This is a genomic window from Paraburkholderia sp. 32 (assembly GCF_050435345.1).
GTDB lineage: Bacteria > Pseudomonadota > Gammaproteobacteria > Burkholderiales > Burkholderiaceae > Paraburkholderia > Paraburkholderia tuberum.
Window position 1 is genome coordinate 3,757,653 of the sequence record NZ_JBNDKD010000003.1, and the last position, 20,136, is coordinate 3,777,788.

The 20,136-nt window shown below is 62.2% G+C and carries 13 protein-coding genes and 1 pseudogene; 11 read left to right on the forward strand and 3 right to left on the reverse strand.

Going from position 1 to position 20,136, the window contains the following annotated elements; translation table 11 throughout:
• Positions 1 to 13 precede the first annotated feature (13 nt).
• From OKW26_RS40145 to OKW26_RS40185, 9 genes and pseudogenes are all read left to right on the forward strand, one after another.
• On the forward strand, positions 14 to 1,093 hold the full coding sequence (locus OKW26_RS40145) for an efflux RND transporter periplasmic adaptor subunit (protein ID WP_429357006.1): 1,080 nt from the start codon (positions 14 to 16) through the stop codon (positions 1,091 to 1,093).
• Between the two features lie 12 nt (positions 1,094 to 1,105).
• Positions 1,106 to 4,180 carry an efflux RND transporter permease subunit gene (locus OKW26_RS40150; RefSeq protein WP_429357007.1) on the forward strand — a complete coding sequence of 1,025 codons (3,075 nt, stop codon included), beginning with the start codon at positions 1,106 to 1,108 and terminating at the stop codon, positions 4,178 to 4,180.
• Positions 4,177 to 7,330 (forward strand): annotated as a pseudogene (locus OKW26_RS40155) (efflux RND transporter permease subunit). The gene OKW26_RS40150 and the pseudogene OKW26_RS40155 overlap by 4 nt, the downstream one beginning before the upstream one ends.
• Positions 7,327 to 8,760, forward strand: coding sequence for an efflux transporter outer membrane subunit (locus OKW26_RS40160; protein WP_429357008.1), 1,434 nt, complete (start codon positions 7,327 to 7,329; stop codon positions 8,758 to 8,760). The pseudogene OKW26_RS40155 and the gene OKW26_RS40160 overlap by 4 nt, the downstream one beginning before the upstream one ends.
• Positions 8,761 to 9,024: 264 nt before the next feature.
• A complete protein-coding gene (locus OKW26_RS40165; RefSeq protein ID WP_429357009.1) occupies positions 9,025 to 9,165 on the forward strand; it encodes a hypothetical protein in 141 nt (46 codons plus the stop codon).
• Positions 9,166 to 9,167: 2 nt separating this feature from the next.
• On the forward strand, positions 9,168 to 9,968 hold the full coding sequence (locus tag OKW26_RS40170; protein WP_429357179.1) for a MipA/OmpV family protein: 801 nt from the start codon (positions 9,168 to 9,170) through the stop codon (positions 9,966 to 9,968).
• A gap of 147 nt (positions 9,969 to 10,115) precedes the next feature.
• Entirely contained in the window at positions 10,116 to 10,364 is a 249-nt protein-coding gene (locus OKW26_RS40175) for a hypothetical protein (protein WP_429357010.1), read from the forward strand.
• On the forward strand, positions 10,361 to 10,561 hold the full coding sequence (locus tag OKW26_RS40180) for a hypothetical protein (RefSeq protein WP_429357011.1): 201 nt from the start codon (positions 10,361 to 10,363) through the stop codon (positions 10,559 to 10,561). The genes OKW26_RS40175 and OKW26_RS40180 overlap by 4 nt, the downstream gene beginning before the upstream one ends.
• A 118-nt stretch (positions 10,562 to 10,679) precedes the next feature.
• The gene (locus OKW26_RS40185) at positions 10,680 to 10,931 is read left to right on the forward strand and encodes an EF-hand domain-containing protein (RefSeq protein WP_184062163.1); all 252 of its coding nucleotides are present in this window, start codon (positions 10,680 to 10,682) and stop codon (positions 10,929 to 10,931) included.
• An 853-nt stretch (positions 10,932 to 11,784) separates the two neighbouring features.
• On the opposite strand, the gene OKW26_RS40190 is transcribed toward OKW26_RS40185, so the two are convergent.
• Positions 11,785 to 12,531, reverse strand: coding sequence for a response regulator (locus OKW26_RS40190; RefSeq protein ID WP_429357012.1), 747 nt, complete (start codon positions 12,529 to 12,531; stop codon positions 11,785 to 11,787).
• 724 nt (positions 12,532 to 13,255) lie between these two features.
• On the opposite strand from OKW26_RS40190, the gene OKW26_RS40195 reads away from it, so the two are divergent.
• The gene (locus tag OKW26_RS40195) at positions 13,256 to 14,002 is read left to right on the forward strand and encodes a response regulator (protein WP_429336224.1); all 747 of its coding nucleotides are present in this window, start codon (positions 13,256 to 13,258) and stop codon (positions 14,000 to 14,002) included.
• Positions 14,003 to 14,226: 224 nt separating this feature from the next.
• Here the strand turns inward: OKW26_RS40195 and OKW26_RS40200 are convergent, their stop codons facing one another.
• Positions 14,227 to 15,186, reverse strand: coding sequence for a response regulator (locus tag OKW26_RS40200; RefSeq protein WP_429357180.1), 960 nt, complete (start codon positions 15,184 to 15,186; stop codon positions 14,227 to 14,229).
• Positions 15,187 to 15,196: 10 nt separating this feature from the next.
• Positions 15,197 to 18,625, reverse strand: a complete 3,429-nt coding sequence (locus OKW26_RS40205; protein WP_429357013.1) for a hybrid sensor histidine kinase/response regulator — start codon at positions 18,623 to 18,625, stop codon at positions 15,197 to 15,199.
• Positions 18,626 to 18,806: 181 nt separating this feature from the next.
• On the opposite strand from OKW26_RS40205, the gene urtA reads away from it, so the two are divergent.
• Positions 18,807 to 20,081, forward strand: a complete 1,275-nt coding sequence (gene urtA / locus OKW26_RS40210) for an urea ABC transporter substrate-binding protein (protein ID WP_090804068.1) — start codon at positions 18,807 to 18,809, stop codon at positions 20,079 to 20,081.
• Positions 20,082 to 20,136 lie beyond the last annotated feature (55 nt).

Here is a 20,136-nt window from a genome sequence, read left to right on the forward strand (position 1 = left end):
ACTTAGTATATTCATGGCCGGCGTCGTGGCCGTCGGGTGGTTCCACCTGGCTCACGGTCACCGTCAGACGGCTGTCGCACCCGATCCGATCCCCGTGAGCGCGGTTGCGGCTTCGGTTACCGATGTTCCTGTCTATATCGACTCGCTCGGCACCGTGACACCGACACGTACCGTCACGGTCATCACGCAGGTCAACGGGATACTGCGTTCCGTCGATTTCAGCGAGGGGCAGACGATCAGGAAAGGACAGGTGATTGCACGCATCGATTCGCGGGCGCTCGAAGCGCAGCTGCTGCAGGCACAGGGTACGCTGCGTCATGACCAGGCTGTACTCGCAAACGCGAAACTGGACCTGCAACGTTATCAGCAGCTGATCAAAGCGGGCTCGATTACGCAGCAGACGCTCGATACGCAAGTTGCTACCGTCCAGGAGGACGAAGGCACCGTGCTGGCGGACACGGGCAACGTGAACAATCTGCAGGTTCAGGTCGGCTATTGCACCATCACGTCTCCCGTGGACGGCGTCGTGGGCCTGCGCCTGGTTGACCCCGGCAACTACGTGAGCAGCACCAGCACGACCGGTATCGCGGTCGTTACGCAACTGCAGCCGGCGACCGTGACCTACTCGGTGCCAGAAGACGACCTGGGACGGATCCGGCGGGCGATGTCGCAGGGGGAGGTTCAGGTGCTGGCCTATGACCGTGACGGCAAATCGTTGCTCGCGAAGGGCTCGCTGCTTGCGGTCGACAACCTCGTCAATACGAGCGCCGGCACGATCAACGTCAAGGCAGTCTTCCCCGATTCCGGCAACGCGCTGTTCCCGAACGAATTCGTGAATGTCCGGATGCAGGTCGACACGCTGCAGCGGATTCCGGTCGTGCCGACTACGGCGATCCAGCATGGCGCGAACGGCGATTTCGTTTTCGTGATCGGCGGCGCAGGCACAGTGGCATTGCGCAACGTGAAGACCGGGCCGGTAAAAGGCGACGACACGGCGATTCTCGATGGCGGGGTGAAGGAAGGAGAGCGGGTCGCGACCGACGGTGCAGACAGGCTCGATACCGGCTCGCTCGTGAAAGTCGTGGCGCACTGAGCGGAGCCGACGATGAACGCTTCACGAATCTTTATCGAGCGACCCATTGCGACCGCGCTGTTGATGATCGCGTTGTTTCTGGCCGGGGTGCTGGGATACATCCTGCTGCCTGTTTCGGCGCTACCGGAAATCGACTATCCGACGATCCAGGTCTACACGCAGTATCCCGGCGCAAGCCCGGATGTGGTCAGTTCGTCCATCACCTCGCCGCTCGAAAGACAGCTCGGCCAGATGTCGGGGCTGAAGGCGATGAACTCGACGAGTTCGAACGGCACATCGGTGATCACGTTGCAGTTCGATCTGTCGTTCTCGCTCGACGTCGCCGAGCAGGAAGTGCAGGCCGCGATCAATGCGTCGTCGAGCTTTCTGCCGGCGAATCTGCCGTATCCGCCTGTCTACAGCAAGGTCAACCCTGCCGACCCCCCGGTGCTCACGCTGTCGCTGACATCCGACGTGCTGCCGCTGACGAAGATCGAGGACCTGGCCGATACCCGGCTTGCGCAGAAGATCTCGCAGATTTCAGGCGTGGGTCTCGTCACGATCAGCGGCGGTCAGCGGCCGGCCGTGCGGGTTCAGACCGATACCGGCGCGCTCAACGCACTCGGCATGTCGATCGACGACGTGCGCACCGCGCTCGGCAGTGCCAACGTTGACCAGGCGAAGGGCAGTCTCGACGGAAAATACCAGTCGTATTCGATCGGTGCGAACGACCAGCTGCAATCGGCGGCGGACTATCGCGACCTGATCATCGCGTACCGGCAAGGCGCACCGGTTCGGCTGGCGCAGATCGCCAGGTCGATCGACAGCGCCGAGAATTTGCAACAGGCGGCGTGGACCAACAGCACGCCGTCTATCGTGCTGAACATCCAGCGGCAGCCGGGCGCCAACGTGATCGATGTGGTCGATAGCGTGCAGAAGCTGTTGCCGCAACTGCGGGCGAGCTTGCCCGCATCGGTGAAGGTCGCCGTGCTGACGGATCGCACGAAGACGATCCGCGCGTCGGTTGCCGACGTCGAAACGGAGCTGGCAATCGCCGTGGCGCTCGTCGTGATGGTGATCTTCGTATTCCTGCGCAATGTGCCCGCTACCGTGATTCCCGCAGTCACCGTGCCGCTTTCGCTCGTTGGCACGCTCGCGGTCGCGTACGGGCTCGGCTTTTCGCTGAATAACCTCACGTTGATGTCGCTGACTGTCGCGACAGGCTTTGTCGTCGACGACGCGATCGTAATGATCGAGAACATTACACGCTACATCGAGGCTGGGGAAACGCCCCTGAGGGCCGCGATCAAGGGTGCGAAGGAGATCGGCTTTACGATCGTCTCGTTGTCCGTGTCGCTGATTGCGGTGATGATCCCGTTGCTGTTCATGGGCGACGTGGTCGGGCGCCTGTTCCGCGAGTTCGCGCTGACGCTGTCGGTCGCGATCGTCCTGTCGGCGTTGGTGTCGCTGACGCTTACGCCGATGATGTGCTCGCGCATGTTAAAAGCGCAGCCACACTCGCATCGGGTCGATTTCTTCGACCGGCTCAACAGCAGGTACATACGCGGTCTCGACTGGGTATTGTCGCATCGGCGCCTGACGATCGCATCGGTGGTGTTGACGGCCACGCTGACGTTCGTCGTGCTGATGCTGATGCCGAAGGGCTTCTTTCCCGAGCAGGACACAGGTCTGATCGAAGGTGTCGTGCAGGCCGCGCCGACCATTTCGTTCCAGCGCATGATCGGCCAACAGCAGCAGGTCGTCGACCGGGTCGCACGCGATCCGGCAGTCGCAAGTCTCTCGTCGTTTGTCGGCATCGACCAGACGAGACCGACGATCAATCAGGGCACCCTGTTGATCAATCTGAAGGACAAGGGCGAGCGAGCGCGCATCGACGAGGTGATTCGCCGACTGACCGATGACACCGCAGGCCTCGCGGGCGTGCGCCTGTTTCTGCATCCGGTGCAGGATCTGACGCTCGACGACACCATCTCGACGACGAGCTACCGGCTCGGCGTGCAGTCGACCGATCCGGCGCTGCTCACTCGCTGGACTGGCGAGCTGGTTGGCGCGTTGCGCGGCGATCCGGCGTTTGCCGACGTGCAGAGCGAGGCGATGCAGTCAGGCAATCAGGTGCAACTCACGTTCGACCGCGATACCGCGTCGCGCCTTGGCATCACCCCGCAGGCGATCGACGATGTGCTGTACGACGCGTTTGGTCAGCGCCAGGTGTCGACGATCTACACGCAGTTGAACCAGTATCACGTGGTGCTGGTCGCGAGAAACAACGCCGACGACCTTGCGCATCTGCTTTCAGGACTCTATGTAAATACGTCGTCGGGCAGCCTCGCGCCGCTCGCGTCGATGGCGACGATGAAGGTGATGCCCGCGCCGTTGCGGATTGATCGCAAGGGCCAGTTCCCGTATGCGGACGTGTCGTTCAATCTCGCTCCCGGATACAGCCTCGGCACGGCGATCGCCCGTCTTGACCGGGTCAAGGAACAGATAGGGTTGCCGCAGTCCGTCCAGGTGTCGCTCGAAGGATCGGCCGCGACCTTTCAGTCGTCGCTGGCGAGCGAAGGGTACCTGGTCGCCGCTGCCGTGATCGTGGTCTATCTGATGCTCGGCATCCTGTACGAGAGCTTCATTCATCCGGTCACGATCCTGTCCACGCTCCCTTCGGCGGCGCTTGGCGCACTGCTGGCGCTGCTGATGACCGGAACCCAGTTCGACATCATGGGCCTGATCGGAATCGTGCTGCTGATCGGCATCGTGATGAAAAACGCGATCATGATGATCGACTTCGCGCTGGACGGGCAGCGCAACCACGGCCTGTCCGCACACGATGCGATCCGGCGTGCGGCTGAACAGCGCTTCCGTCCGATCCTGATGACGACGATGGCGTCGCTGTTCGGCGCACTGCCGCTCGCGTTCGGCTCCGGCATGGGCTCCGAGTTGAGGCATCCACTTGGCATCGCGATTATCGGCGGCCTGTGCGTCAGCCAGTTGCTGACCTTGTTCTCGACGCCGGTGATCTATCTGGCGATGCATCGTCTGGAAAGACGCTTTGCCGCGGACGAGCCGATCGTAACGGAGTATGTGCAATGAACCTGTCTGGCCCATTCGTCAGGCGGCCCATCGCGACGACGTTGCTGGCTGTCGCCCTTGCTCTATTCGGTATCCTGGCATTCAGGCTGCTGCCGGTTGCGCCGCTGCCCGAAATCGACTTTCCTACGATCCTGGTGCAGGGGCAACTGCCCGGCGCCGATCCGACGACCGTGGCCACCTCGGTCACAACGCCGCTCGAAGCGGCAGTTCGGCCATATTGCGGGCCTCGCTCAGATGACGTCGGTCAGCTCGCGCGGGCAAACGCAGATCACGTTGCAGTTCGACCTGAGCCGGAATATCGACGGCGCGGCACGCGACGTGCAGGCCGCGATCAACGCGGCGAAAACCAACCTGTCGCCCAACATGGACGGCAGCCCGACGTATCGCAAGGTCAATCCCGCGGATTCGCCCATCCTCGTGATCAGTCTGACCTCCGACACGGCCACGCCAGCCCAGCTTTACGACGCGGCGTCGACGGTGCTGCAACAGAAGCTGATGCAGACAACTGGCGTGGGCAACGTGGTGGTGGGCGGCGCCGCGCTGCCGGCGGTGCGGGTTGAACTGAATCCAGACCGGGTGAGCCACTACGGCATCAGTCTGGAGCAGATCCGCAGCACGATCGGGAATGCGAATGTCGATTTGCCCAAGGGATCGATGTCGGCGAGCGGGCAGAACTATTCGATCGGCGCGAACGACATGCTGTATTCGCCCGCCGACTACGGACGGCTGATCGTCAGGCAGAACAACGGCAACATCGTGCGTGTGTCCGACCTCGGCTATGTACGTCAGGATGTCGAGCAGCTTGAGAACTACGGCCTGTCGAACGGCAAGCCGGCCGTGTTGCTGGTCCTCTATAAGGAACCGGGCGCGAACGTGATCGACGCCGTCGACAACGTGAAGGCCGAACTGCCGGCGCTCGAGGCGGCGATCCCGTCGACCATCAAGCTGGCGATTTCGGTGGACCGCACGAAGACGATTCGCGGCTCGCTGCTCGACGTCGAAATGACGCTGCTTGTATCCATCGTGCTCGTGACGGCCGTCACGTTCGCGTTCTTTCGCAGCTGGCGCGCGACGCTCATTCCGGCGATCGTCGTACCGCTGTCGCTGCTGGGTACGTTCGGGGTCATGTACGTCCTTGGCTACAGCTTGAACAACCTCTCGCTGATGGCCTTGACCATTTCGACCGGTTTCGTGGTCGACGATGCAATCGTCGTCGTCGAAAACATCATGCGGCATCTGGCGCGCGGCAAGAAGCCCATCGAGGCGGCACTCGCAGGGGCGCAGGAAGTGGGCTTCACGGTGTTTTCGATCAGCGTTTCGCTGATCGCGGTATTCGTCCCGCTGCTGTTCATGGGGGGACTGATGGGCCGGCTGCTGCGTGAGTTCTCGGTGTCGCTTTCCGTTGCGATCGTGATGTCGATGCTGATTTCGCTCACGGTCACGCCGATGCTGACGAGCATTTTCCTGCGCGCAGGACCGCAAGCCGGGAACGGCGACGAGCATCACGAGAGCGGATTTTCTCGCCTGTACGGCACGTCGTTGCGCTGGGTCATCCGGCATCCGCTATTGATGGGTGGCGTGACGGTGCTGGTGTTCGTGCTGAACCTCTGGCTGTTCACCGTGGTTCCGAAAGGCTTCTTCCCGGAGGAAGACACGGGGCTGCTGCTTGGCACGCTGCAGGCGTCGCAAAGCATCTCCTGGCACGAGATGCAGCATCAGTTCCAGATGGTCAACAAGGCGGTGCAGGAGAATCCGAACGTCGCGTTCGTGGGTGGCTTCGTGGGGGGAGCGAACGCGCTCAACAACGCACTGCTGTTCGTCACGCTCAAGCCCCTGGGTGAGCGTCGCGCGACGGCCGATCAGGTGATCGCTCAGGTGCGCCGACGGCTTGCCGATATGCCGGGGACACAGCTCTATCTGCAGTCGTTGCAGGACCTCGCGGCCGGAGGCCGACAGAGCGCCGCACAGTACCAGTACACCCTGACCGCGGACGATCAGGCGACACTCGATCAATGGGTGCCGAAGTTAGTCGCGCAGATGCACAAGATGCCGGCGCTGGCCGACATCAACACCGATCAGCAGGACAAGAGCATGCAGGTCGGCATCGACGTCGACCGCGACTCCGCCGCGCGAATGGGCGTGAGCTTCAAGGATATCGACGAGGCGCTTTATGACGCGTTCGGCGAACGGCAGGTCTCGGCCATCTACGGGAACGCGAATCAATATCACGTCGTGATGGAGGTGGCGCCCGAGTACTGGACAAGTCCTTCGGTACTGAAGGACATCCATGTTCCGGCGAGTCCGGCGCTCGCCACGAGCGGCGCGTCGACGACCGCCGCCGGGGGGGCAACCGGCGCAAGCGCCGCTACGCCGTCGGCCGCGGCCCAGGCGAACGGTTCAGCGCTGGTGTCGCTCGCCGCGATGGCCCGGTTCTCGACCGACCCCAGCGCCATTTCGATCAATCACCAGGCTACGTTCCCCGCCATTACCGTATCGTTCAACCTGCGCCCCGGTGCATCGATCGGACCCGTGACGCAGCAGATCAGTCAGGCCGTCGCTGCGCTCAGAATGCCGGCGAGTATCTCCGGCGCGTTCGCCGGCACGGCAGCAGCGTTTCGTGAGTCGATGGCGAGCGAGCCGCTGCTGATCCTCGCCGCGCTGTTGTCGGTGTACGTCGTGCTCGGCATGCTGTACGAGAACCTGGTTCATCCTTTGACGATTCTCTCGACGCTGCCTTCTGCGGGCGTCGGCGCTTTGATCGCGCTGCTGCTCACTCATACGGAGCTGTCGATCATCGCGTTGATCGGCGTGCTGATGCTGATCGGCATCGTGAAGAAGAACGCGATCATGATGATCGACTTCGCGATTGCCGAAGGGCGTCAGCATGCGCTGCCGCCGGAGGAGGCGATCGTGCGCGCGGGCCTGATCCGCTTCCGTCCGATCATGATGACGACGGTCGCCGCAATTTTCGGCGCGCTGCCGCTCGTGCTGGGGTCAGGCTACGGATCCGAATTCCGCAAGCCGCTCGGTATCTCGATCATCGGCGGTCTGGTGTTCAGCCAGGTCATCACGCTCTATACCACCCCTGTCATCTATCTCTGGCTCGATCGGGCGTCGCAGCGGTTGCGGCGCCGAAGGAAACACGCATGACATCGCCCATCGGATTGCTGTCGGCCGTGTCGGTCGGCATGCGCTGCTGCGCCTGTGCGCTCGGCGCCACGCTTTGGCTTTCGGGCTGCGCGGTCGGCCCGGACTATCACCAGCCGGCCGTAGCGATTCCAACGCAGTTCAAGGAAGCGGGCACACAGTGGCGACTTGCGACGCCCAACCCGCAGGCATCGCTCTCAACCCGGTGGTGGGACGCGTACGACGATCCCGAGCTGTCCCGGCTCGTCGACGCAGCGCTGCAGTCGAATCAGTCGATTGCAGGCGCGGCGGCCGCCTATCGGCTCGCGCAGGCCACCGTCGCTGCAGACCGGGCGAGCCTGTTTCCGACGCTCGGTGTCGACGCGTCGGCCTCGCACAGCTCGAGCACGACGACGGAATACGCGAAGGCCTACGCGAGTTGGGAAGTCGATCTGTGGGGCGGCGTGCGCCGGCAGATCGAGTCCGGCAAGGCGAACGCGCAGAGCGCGGATGCGACGCTTGCCGGCGAGCGCTTGTCGATCGCCGCGACGCTGGCGACCGACTATTTCGACATCCGCCAGCTCGATATCGACATCGACCTGTTGCGGCAGCAGGAGGCGGTCAACGGGCGGATTCTCGCGATCACGCGCGCAGCGCTGGCACAGGGGACCGCGTCGCAAGTCGATCTGCTGTATGCGCAGGACACGCAGGAGGCGGTTGTCGCGAACCTGCAAATTTCACAGACCTCGCGCGAGCAGGACGAGCACGCAATCGCGGCGCTCACGGGTGTGCCGCCGACTTCGTTGTCGATTGCACCGCGGCTCGACTATGTGTTTCGCGAGCCCGAGGTGCCATCCGTGCTGCCGTCTGCGTTGCTGGAAAGACGGCCTGACGTGGTCAGCGCGGAACGCACCGCTGCTGCTGCGAACGCGCTTATCGGGGTAGAGAAGGCCGCATTCTTTCCGGACCTCGATTTATCGGCACAGGGTCTCGTGCAGCACAACACCTTCGCGACGCTGTTCTCATTGCCGACCCGGATGTGGTCGCTCGGTCCCTCACTTGCCGCCACGCTGTTTGACGGTGGTGCCCGCGTGGCCGCCGTGCACAAGGCGCAGGCGACCTATGACGAAGACGTCGCATCTTATCGCGAAGCCGTGCTCACGGCGTTCCAGAACGTGGAAGACAGCTTGTCGTCATTGAACCATCTGCGCCAGCAGGAGCACGCGTTTGCCGACATTTACCAGCGCAACCGGCAGTTGCTGGAGAGCGTCGCCGCGCAACTGACGGCCGGAACCGCGAGCGAGCAGTCCGATTTGACTCAGCAAGTGACGCTACTCACGGCCAGACAGAACCTGAACGATACGCAGGGGGCACTGGCGAAAAGCGGCGTTGGGCTGGTGAAGAACCTGGGCGGCGGCTGGATGTCGTCGAAGAGCCAGGCCCCGATCCCATGATGGCGGGCGCGCCGTTGTAACGTCGTCTGCCGATCTGCGCGGTCCAGAGTCCGATAGCGCCCACGACCGTTTTTCAAAGTCCGCGTCTCGAACCGCGTGCAAGGCCCCGTTACGTCCACTTGTGCGGTATCGCTTCCCCGCGACGTGGCTTGACATGACATGCAACACATTTCCAACAACATGTAGCGCACAGGTTCCCTACATTGGCGGCTGTGTCATGCGGGGTTCGCCAGTGGGGTGAATCCATCACATGGAGAGTGTGCAGTGAAATTTAAAATCGTTCTCGTGTCTGCTGCCAGTGCGGCAATTTCTATGGCTGTCGGCAAGGCGCCTGCTGGGTCCCTGGCGATTGATATCAGCGTGGGCGTTGCGGTTCGCCGGACAACCATCGATAGATGGGCTTGAACATGCATGACTATCGCTTTGTCGCCGCGGTTCTCAAGCGAAGCCGCGCACGACGGTGGCTGGGCGCGCTCGCCGTCATCGCCACTGAGTGCCTGCCTTACTCACCAGCGTTGGCGCAGTCGTCGCCGGACGATAGCGTGGGCATCAACGTGACCGCATTGCCCCACTATGAAGGCAGCAAGTCCTATCGTGTGCTGCCGTTGCCCATGCTGTCGCTGTTGAACGGGGCAATCTTCGTGCAGGGGCTCACGGGCGGCGTCGCCTACCCGTTGGGGCCGAGTGTTGCGGTGGGCCCGCTGATCGGCGTTCAACTGGGCCGCAACCAGGACTATGCGGCGGTGCTCAACGGCACCGGAGATATCGCAACGTCCTTCGACTTCGGTGCGTTCGCGCGCTGGCACTATGGTCCAGCGAGCGCGGGTCTGCGCTTCCTTCAGTCCGCGCATGCCGGCTATGGCAATCGTGTCACGCTGAGCGCGTCCTATGCGCTGGTCCAGAAGCCCGTTGACCGGGTGTCGGTGTCCGCCGACGCCGTGTGGTCCAACGGACCTTCGCAGCAGACGCGGTTCGGTATCGACAGCGAGCAGGCTGCGTCCAGCACGACCGGCCTCTCGCCGTATCACCCCTCAGCCGGCTTTTCGCGAGTCGACCTCAAGGTCGACTGGGATCATCGGCTGAACCGGCAGTGGTCACTGCAAAGCGCCTTCGGCGTCGGTTCCTTGCTCGGCGATGCTGCGAACAGTCCGATCGTTGAACGACGCGCGGCTGTAATTGGATCGGTGGGCGCTGCTTACCACTTCTGAGCGCTTACTTCGCGCTGCATCATCGTGAGAGCACTATCAATGAACCAGAATCTGACATCGACTCGTATTGCGCCACTGCTTGTCTGCCTCGCTGTTGGGTTGGGCATGGCGGGGTGTGCGGTCACGCCGCCGAGTGCGCCTACCGTCATGGCGGTCCCAGCGAACGGCAAGACCCTCAACCAGTTCCAGCAGGACGACTATAGCTGCCGCACGTACGCGACGCAGGTCATGAATCCGGCGGCGGCCTCGCATCAGCCGGCAACCTCCGGACTTGCTGCTACCGCCGTCGGCACGGCTGGAGGCGCTGCGGCCGGGGCTCTGATCGGCGCCGGGGCGGGCAACGCCGGTGCCGGCGCCGCAATCGGTGCGGGTGCCGGACTGCTGCTGGCAGCATGACGGGCTCGGCGCAGCACAATCAGACCGAAGCGTCGTTGCAGCAGCAATACGACAACGCGTACGCGCAATGCATCACGGCAAAGGGAGATACGATCGAAACACCTCGTTCGGCAGCGATCGTCGTGCCCGTACGCCCCGTGCCGCCCCGCGCCGTAATCTATGGCGCGCCCCCACCTTACTACTACGCGCCGTACTGATTTCGCTCGTATGGTCGTGTCATGGCTTGACCTGGAATTCTGCCGGCTGGAAATCCTGGGTCGAGCTTTGTCCCCTGGCTATTCCGTGCACGTCATTCATTTCTTAACGGAGTCTTTGATGAAACGTTTATTCATTATTCTGGCTGCAACGTTCGCTGTGTCGTCTGCGTTCGCGCAGAGCAGCATGCAGCAGATGTTGGAAGCGCGCTTTACTGCCGCGAATGCAACTCATGACGGCAAGCTCACGAAAGAACAGGCGGAGGCAGGTATGCCGCGCGTCGCAGCCCATTTCGATGAGATCGATACTACGCATCAAGGGTACGTGACGCTTGAGCAGATCGAGCAGTTCGCTGCGCAGCATCGGCAGTAAGCGCTTGCAAGGCAAGCTTCAATACCCTCGGGTGGTTTAACCGTGTATTGAATATGTCCCATCGGGTCGCCTCATCACGTCGAATGATGGGGCTGCTGCGCGCTCCGGTTACCCGACGCTAGCAACCCGCCATGGGCAAGTCGATAGCTGGAAGTCCTGCGGGCCTGGCGCACCGAAATCAATCCGAGCGTGCTCGTCGCGCCCGGCGCTCCAGTGGAGGGCGACCTGGACAGGGAGACCAACACCGCGAATCTTGGCCCCCCAAATGCGGATTACGGTCTGGGACACGAGCGGCGCGGCGTCCCCAGCGGTAACGCCTGAACGCATCCCTAATGCCAGTCGCTGAGCCTCAATCGAAAGGAGTTGAATTAATGCTTAATGCGCGTGTTCTTTGTCGCTTTGCGCTTGCTGCCGGTTTTTGCATGAGTGCCGCGGTGCTTAGCGGCTGTGTAGTCGTTCCGGTGGGTCGTCCAATAATGGCCCGGCCACTGGTTGTAGTCCCTCGACCGCCACTGATCGTCGCTCCCGCGTACTATTGACCTGAGTCTATTCGCGTCCGCCCCGTGGGCGGGCGGGATGCATAGCGGCCGCTTTGCATCCTGTCCGAAGCTCGCCGCAGGGACGATGCGCAACTGCGTCCAGTTCACGGATAGCGACCAGGATATAACGGCCGCTCAAAAATCGTGTATATCCGAGTGAGTCAGTGAGCCGGCGCTCGACTTATCTTCGATTACCCTTGCCATGGCGTTCGCGGTGGTCACCACTTGGCCGCTGCTACCGTATAGTAGTTTGGCGACTGGTCGCGCTCGAAGCAATAAGCGCATATACAGCAGTATGAGGGCAACCAGAGACCTCAGTTATGCGAATGGTGAGTCGATGTGCCGGCAGCATGCTCTTCGAGGTCCGGCACGAAGATGTATCCGCACCCGCGAACGGTCTGGATGAATCGTGGTGTCGACGGGTCAGTTTCCACGATGCGGCGCAGACGATAGATCTGAACGTCGATGCCGCGATCGGCGGACTCGGATTCCGCGCCACGAAGTGACTTGAGCAGACGCCGGCGGGTGAGTGTGCACATGGGAGAATTAACGAAAATCTGCAGCAGCGCAAACTCACTGGCAGATAAGGTAAGAGACGTCTCTCCGCTATTCAGAGTGCGCGACTGAAAGTCCAGCGTGAACGCGCCGAATGTGTAAGGTTGCCGTCGTTGGGGAATGCCCGCATCGGGTACGGCGCGCTGGCGCCGCAGCACGGACTGAATCCGTGCTACCAGCTCACGCGGGTTAAACGGTTTGCGGAGATAGTCATCGGCACCCAATTCAAGGCCAGCGATGCGGTCCTCTTCGTTGGCGCGGGCGGTGAGCATCAAGACTGGAATGTCGTCGCCTGATGCGCGCAACCTACGTAGTGCCGTCAAGCCGTCGACGCCCGGCATCATAAGATCGAGCACTATCAGGTCCGGGCGTTCGTGTTTGAGCCGGTGTTCGAGCGAACGCGCATCATGTAGCACTGACACGTCGAAACCCCACCTTACCAGGTAGCGGCGAGTCGCATCACACAATTCGGCGTCGTCGTCGATTAGAAGAATCTGAGCTGACATAGGAAGAGAATAACGCTCACAAACGAGTGATGACCGGGGCCGCGACTAACCGCAATGCGAGCGCACCGCAGAAGCTGCAGCACACGATCGATCGAAGAAATGTAGGCGAATTTCATAACGCCAGGTGTTAGCAAATCATGTCAGGAAATGTCATCGACGGGGCCTGTTTTTCTGTCCGCAAATGCACGGGTGCACTCGCTTTCTCGCTGACCACGAGCGACAGCTGTAATATGAGCAGTCAGGATGGCATGCCCGGCACATACGGGTGGCGCCGGGCGGTCGTGGGCTTTCGCCAGTCAGTGTTGTGGCCAGCACAATCGATGACATCTTTTGACATACCTTTCCAGCACATCCAGTGCGGAGATCCTTGTATATTCCGTTCGTCGAACCATACGGAACTTCCTGTGGCATGCAGATGCATGCGAAGGTGTTAGCGGATTGCAAGTCCGTTTTCTTGCCAAAGGAGGTATTGGATGTCGCTACGGAACTGCATGCCGCACTGGCACTGTCCGAGGTGCAACGTATCGCCGCAGACATCAAGCGGATTGGTAAGCAGTGCAGGCGCAACTGCAGGCCGGCAGGCCGCCCGGCGCAGCCCGCTTCGACGAGATTGTCGCCGCCCACCGAGGCACGTGACGGCTGTAGCAAAGCTAAGCGGTTCGCCGCGTAGCATCGGAAACAGGAACTAAAAGACAGGCGTTATTAGAGGTATCTGCTTAATCATATGTCAGATGATCTGCCAACCGGTCGCATCATCGTGCTGGACGACGATGTTGAAATCCGCAATATGCTGCAACGCTTTCTGACGGCACAAGGTTTCTCGGTGCGCGCGGTGAAGACAGGCATTGAGTTGGACGTCTTGATCGAGCGCTACCCGTTCGACCTGTTGATTCTCGATATCATGATGCCAGGCGAAGACGGCCTGTCCATCTGCCGTCGGTTGCGTGCTCGGAGAGAGACAATCCCCATCCTCATGCTAACAGCGCGTGGCGATCCCGCGGACAAGGTCGTAGGTTTGGAGATTGGCGCCGACGACTATCTCGCGAAACCGTTTCTGCCGAGCGAGCTGATAGCGCGGGTTCGGGCGATGTTACGTCGGCAGCAGTTTCAGGTGCGCCTGCAAAACGTGCGGGGCGAGATGCTGCTCGCAGGCGAGTCGCAATGCTTGCGGTTCGGCGCCTTCAGGCTGGACGTTCGGCGTAGAGAATTGATGTCGGACGAAGCGGGCATCGTCGAACTCGGCGCAGCTGAAATGCGTCTCCTGTGTGCGCTTGCGGAGACGCCAAACCGTCCCGTAAGCCGCGCAAATCTGATAGAGCGCGCGCGCGGGTCGCAATATGAGGCGAGCGCCCGCAGCGTTGACGTGCAAGTTCTTCGCTTACGACAGGTGATTGAGACAGAGGCAAGCTCGCCCCGACATATCCGCACGGTGTGGGGCCTCGGCTACATGCTCGTTGCAACCTCAAACTAAAGCGTCACCTGTTGGACGCTCGACAGTGACATTCAAGCCGCTTCCTCTGCTTTCCGTGTACACCGCGCGCAACGCCGTGGCTACAGCGTTCATCGGGGTCTCTTGCGCTGCAACTCCCGCAACTCGTGTGGCTCCCGACAAAGCGTCGAGCGTGCCGCCGCTGCTCGGGTAAAACAACAAGGCAGGGCAGTTTCCGTCATCGCTTGCGCGACCGTTCAGCTGTTTCAGGCCCTGTCCAGCGCCTTGATCGCAAGCGCAGCGCCAGCCGCGCGCGTCTCGACGTGCAGCTTACGGAACAGATGTTCGAGGTGCTTGTTCACCGTGCGCGGCGCCATGCCGAGAATGTCGCCGATATCGCGATTCGTCTTGCCGCGAGAGACCCAGAGCAGCACTTCGGCCTCGCGGGCCGTCAAATTGAAGCGCGTCGCGAGTGCGCTGCTGTGCACAGTGTCATCGGTCTCCTTGAGGGTGAGGATCCACTCTCCAGGATCGGGAGCGGAGGTTGCGCTCGCAGAACGCCGCACGTGTCCCGCGGTGAATTCGAGGACGGCGCCGGTCGGACTCCCGCGCCCGAGCCAGTCCGCAAACCAGTCGCGCAACAGCGGCGGCAACATGGGGTGCGCAACCGCTTGCACGAGGTCATCGGCGTGGCTGGCCCGGTAGGCAGAAATTTGCCGTGCCGCTTGCGGACTCTGCCAGCGGATCGCGCCATCGGCGCCGACGATCAGCGCCGCCCGCGCATCGAGCGACAGTGCCGCGTGCGCATAGAGTTGCGCACGTGAGCGCTGCACGTGTGCGCCAATGCGCGCGCAAACCTCCTCGGGACGCACGGGTTTCGTCACATAGTCGATGCCGCCGACGCGAAACGCGCGTACCACATGCTCGCTTTCCGTTAATGCCGTCATGAAGATCACGGGCAGATGTTCGTGGCGAACGTCCTGCTTCAGGTGCCTGCAGGTCTCGAAGCCATCCATGCCAGGCATCATCGCGTCGAGCAACACGACGTCGGGCGTCACGCGTGCGAGGCGCTTGAGCGCATCTTCGCCCGAAAGCGCGACCAGCACCGCGTAACCATGTGCCTGAAGCGTATCGGAGAGAAATGCGAGGTTGTCCGGCGTGTCGTCGACAATCAACACGACGGGACGCTCGCGCAGCCACTCGGGCGACGCATCGGTGGAGTTCATCGCGCGCGCGTCAGACGTCCGCGGCGCGAGACAGTCGGTCGAGTTCATGCTCAAGCTCCCTTAGCTGAAAGCGTTCCGCCAAAGCGCGCAACACGTCGATCTGCTCCTGTAGCGCGGGCCAGGTCGCGCGCGCCGAGTCGAGTTGTTCGATCACGCCTTGCAGGTAGCCGACTTCGAGGTGTGCGCGCAGCCGCTCGAGCACCGCTTTCGGCCACGCGACATCCAGTGACGCGTGCCTGACGGGCGGCGTGGCTTGCGCGGACGCGGACGGCTCGGATGCGATCCAGTCGAGCACGAGTAACTGCGCGAGCTTGTCGAGCAACAAATTGATCTGGAGCGGCTTCACGAGATATCCGGCGCATCCGGTCGCGCTCGCGCGTTCCCGATCGTCGGCAAATGCATTAGCCGAAAGCAGCACGATCGGGGCGTTCGACAACTGGTTTTCGCGGATCAGCCGGCTGGCTTCGTAGCCGTCCATCAGCGGCATTGAGATGTCCATGATGATCACGTCGACGCTGTGTGTCGCCAGCCAGCGCAACGCGTCGGGGCCGCTCTCCGCCTCGGCGACGTCGAAGCCGAGCGGCGTCAGCAGTTGCACGACGATGCCGCGCTGATCCGCGAGATCGTCGACGACGAGAATCGCGCGCTTCGGCCCGGTATAGCCGCGGATCGCCGCGAGTTCAGTGCGCGCGTCGGCTGCGCTGTTCACTGCTGGCGCGAACAGTCGCACGATGAAGCGCGTGCCGCGCCCGACCTCGCTGTCCACTTCCAGACTGCCACCGAGTGCCTGCGTGAGAAGCCGGCAGATCGTGAGCCCCAGTCCCGCGCCGTGATCGTGCGCATGCGCCGCTTCGCCTCGCTCGAACGGCAGGAACAGGCGCTCCATCTCGGCCGGAGGAATTCCGGGGCCGGTGTCGACTACTTCGAACTTCAACGTGTCGAGCACGTGGCTCACGCGCAGCGTCACTGTACCCGTGGACGTGAAGCGAATCGCGTTGCCGATAAGATTGGTCAGAATCTGACCCATGCATTTCTGGTCGGTACGCACGGTGGCGGGCAGGCGGCCTACGGTCTGCACGTCGAAAGCGAGCGCTTTCTCGAGCGCCTGCGGGCGCAGCATTGAGGTGACGTGCGCGACGAAATCCACCAGTGACACGCGTGCGATGTTCAGTTCCAGCTTGCCCGCCTCGATACGCGCGACGTCGAGCAGCCCATCGACGAGCGCAAGCAGATGTTCGCCGCTGCGGTGAATCGTTCGCACGGCGCTGTAGCGCGTCGGCGAAAACTCCTCTTTCGCCTGCAAAAGCAACTGTGCATAGCCGAGAATGCTGTTCAGCGGTGTGCGCAACTCGTGGCTCAAACCGGACACGTAGCGGCTTTTCGCCTGATTCGCCGATTCGGCGGCGGCCGTCGCGCGCTTGAGCGCGGCGTCGGTTTTCTGGTGCGCGTCGATTTCCTGCATCAGCAATTCGTTTTGCCGTTGCGATTCTTCCTGCGTGACGCGGCGGCTTTCGCGCTCCAGCACGAACCACCACGCCGCTATGCAGCCGACGAGAGAAAGCGCGAAGAATATCTTCAGAAAACTGTGGCCGATCGCGCTGTCGATCGACGATCCGTCGACGGCGAGCGAGGTCACACTCTGCGACCAGGTCAGATAGAGCACGCTCGCGAGCACCGCGAGTATCGCGCACATGAGGCTGGCATAGTGCATGAGACGCAGCGCGGCTGGGCCGAGCCGCACGCGGGGAAACACGCGATGTAGCGCGCGATCGGCTTGCGACGCGAAGCGTGCGTGCGGCTTGCAGCGATCGTGGCAGCGCGAATCGAGCGAACAGCACAGCGAGCAGATCGTGCCGCCGTAGGCAGGGCAGAAGGCTGTGTCTTCCGGTTCGAACGCGTTCTCGCAGATCGCGCAGCGAAGCGAAGTCGCATTGCCCGTGGGTTGGGCGGCGCGCGCGATGTAGTAGCGTCCGCGCGTGACGATCGCGAGCACCGGAGCACAGGCGAGCGCCACGCCGAACGCGATGAACGACGACATGGCTTGTGCCAGCAAGCCGAACATGCCGCTCTGCGCGAGCATCGCGGCGGCGGCGGCGATCAGCATCGCGCCTACGCCGACGGGATTCACGTCGTACAGGTGCGCGCGTTTGAATTCGATATGACGCGGGCTAAGCCCAAGCGGCTTGTTGATGACGAGATCGGCGAACAGTGCGCCGATCCACGCGATCGCGATGTTTGCGTAGAGCGACAGCACCCTGGCGATCGCCTCGAATACACCCATTTCCACGAGCAGCAGCGCGATCATCACATTGAACACGAGCCACACCACCCGCCCCGGATGGCTATGCGTCAGACGGGCAAAAAAATTCGACCACGCGAGCGAGCCCGCGTACGCATTCGTCACGTTGATCTTCAACTGCGAAACGATCACGAACAGCGTCATCGCGGGCAGCGCCCAGCTCGCGAGCCCAAACGGATCGAGCAGCAAGTGATAGGCGACGAGGTACATCTGGGTGGGCTGCGTGGCCTCCGCCGGACTGACTTCGTACTGGATCGCGACGAAGGCGAGGAATGCGCCGCCGAGCATCTTGAGCGCGCCGGGCACGATCCAGCCTGGTCCCGCCGACAGCAGCGCGAGCCACCAGCGCGTGTGGTTCTTTGCAGTCAGCGGCGGCAGGAAGCGCAAGTAATCCACCTGCTCGCCGACCTGCACGATCAATGCAAACACCACGGTCGAGGCCTGCCCGAACGCGATCACGCTGAACGCGCGGCCTTGCGCAGCGAAGCCGGCAAAGGTCGTCCATTCGTGCACCAGACCCGGATGGTGCCACAGCACAGCCGCATAGGGCAGCGCGAACAGTACGAGCCACAGCGGCTGAGTCCAGCTTTGCAGCCGATTGATCAGCGTGATGCCGAACATCACGATCGGAATCACGACGAGCGAGCTCAGTACATAGGCGATCGCCAGCGAGATATGAAAATAGAGTTGCAACGCGAGCGACATGATGGCCGCTTCGAGCGCGAAGAAAATAAACGTGAAGACGGCATAGAGCAGCGACGTGAGCGTCGAGCCGATATAGCCGAAGCCCGCGCCGCGCGTAAGCAGATCCATGTCGACGCCATGGCGCGCGGCGTAAAAGCTGATCGGCAGACTGGTGAGCCAGATGAGCACCGATACGACCGCGATCGCCCAGACCGCGTTCGTAAAGCCATAGTTGACGACGAGACTGCCGCCGATCGCTTCGAGCACCAGAAAAGACACGGCGCCGATTGCCGTGTTGGCGACGCGCAGTTCCGACCAGCGTCGAAACGAACGCGGCGTGAAGCGCAACGCGTAATCCTCAAGCGTTTCGTCGCCGACCCACGCATTGTAGTCGCGCCGCACCTTGACGATGCGTTGGGTACTGGGCGTGCCCACTGACGGGTGACTCTGGGGCATGGAGATGAGCTGGATTGGTGCGGAAACGATCGGATCGGTGTCTGATGCAAATTACATTCCAGTGCGACTGCGGGGAATACGTCAATCGACGTATTCCGGTTGCCAATTTGGCTTTCTACATTGCGTCCAACCTCGAACCAGCTCTCGCAAGAAGCGCAGGGCGACCGATAAGGAGAATGTGATGTCCGCAGACGATCGAATCGATGATGATGCTCGCACGCCGTCGCCGTTGCGCCGGAAACTGATCGGCGGCCTCGCCGCCGCGCCGTTGATGGCGCTGGGGCTGCCACGTACTTCATTTGCTCAAACGCCGCCCACCGCCAAGGTGAACACCACCGGACTCGCGGTGACCGATACCACGGTGACAGTCGGCCAGTTGCATTCGGCGACCGGCACGATGGCGATCTCCGAAACCGGTTCGATCCAGGCCGAACGCCTTGCGATCGAGCAGATCAACGCAATGGGCGGCGTGCTCGGGCGCAAGATCCAGATCATTCAGGAAGATGGTGCCTCCGACTGGCCGACCTTCGCGGAGAAGTCGAAGAAGCTGCTCGAGAACGACCACGTCGCGGCCGTGTTCGGCTGCTGGACCTCGGCCTCGCGCAAGGCAGTGCTGCCGGTGTTCGAGAAGGACAATGGGCTGCTCTATTACCCGACCTTCTACGAAGGCCTCGAACAGTCGAAGAACGTGTTCTACACGGGCCAGGAAGCGACCCAGCAGATTCTCTGGGCGCTCGACTGGGCGTCGAACACGAAGAAGGCCAAGACGTTTTTCCTGATTGGTTCCGACTATATCTGGCCGCGTACGTCGAACAAGATCGCGCGCCGTCATATCGAGCAGCATCTGCACGCGAAGGTCGTCGGCGAGGAGTATTACCCGCTCGGCACGACCGAGTTTGCGTCGCTGATGAACAAGATCAAGCTCGCGCGGCCGGACTGCATTTTCGCGAGCGTGGTGGGCGGCTCGAACGTTGCGTTCTACAAGCAGCTCAAGGCGGCCGGTATCACTCCGCAGAAGCAGTTCCTGCTGACGCTGTCGGTAACCGAGGACGAAGTGCTCGGCATCGGCGGCGACAACTTCGCGGGCTTCTATTCGTCGATGAAATACTTCGAGGCACTCGATAACGAGAACAACAAGAAGTTCGTCGCTGCGTTCAAGGCGCGCTACGGCCAGAAGTCCGTGATCGGCGACGTGACCCAGGCCGCGTATCTCGGCCCATGGATCTGGAAGGCCGCCTGCGAGCGCGCGGGCAGCTTCGACGTGGACAAGGTGGTGGCGTCGTCGGCGGGCATCGACGTGGCCAATGCGCCGCAGGGCTATGCGAAGGTCGATGCGAATCACCACCTGTGGAGCCGCTCGCTGATCGGCCAGGGCCAGGCAGACGGCCAATTCAAGGTCGTCGCGCAGTCCGACCAGCCGATCCAGCCGAATCCGTTCCCGAAGGGCTACATGTAATCCGTCAACCGCAGCTGCGCGGCGACGCAACGCGCCGCCGCGCGAGGAGCGCTCG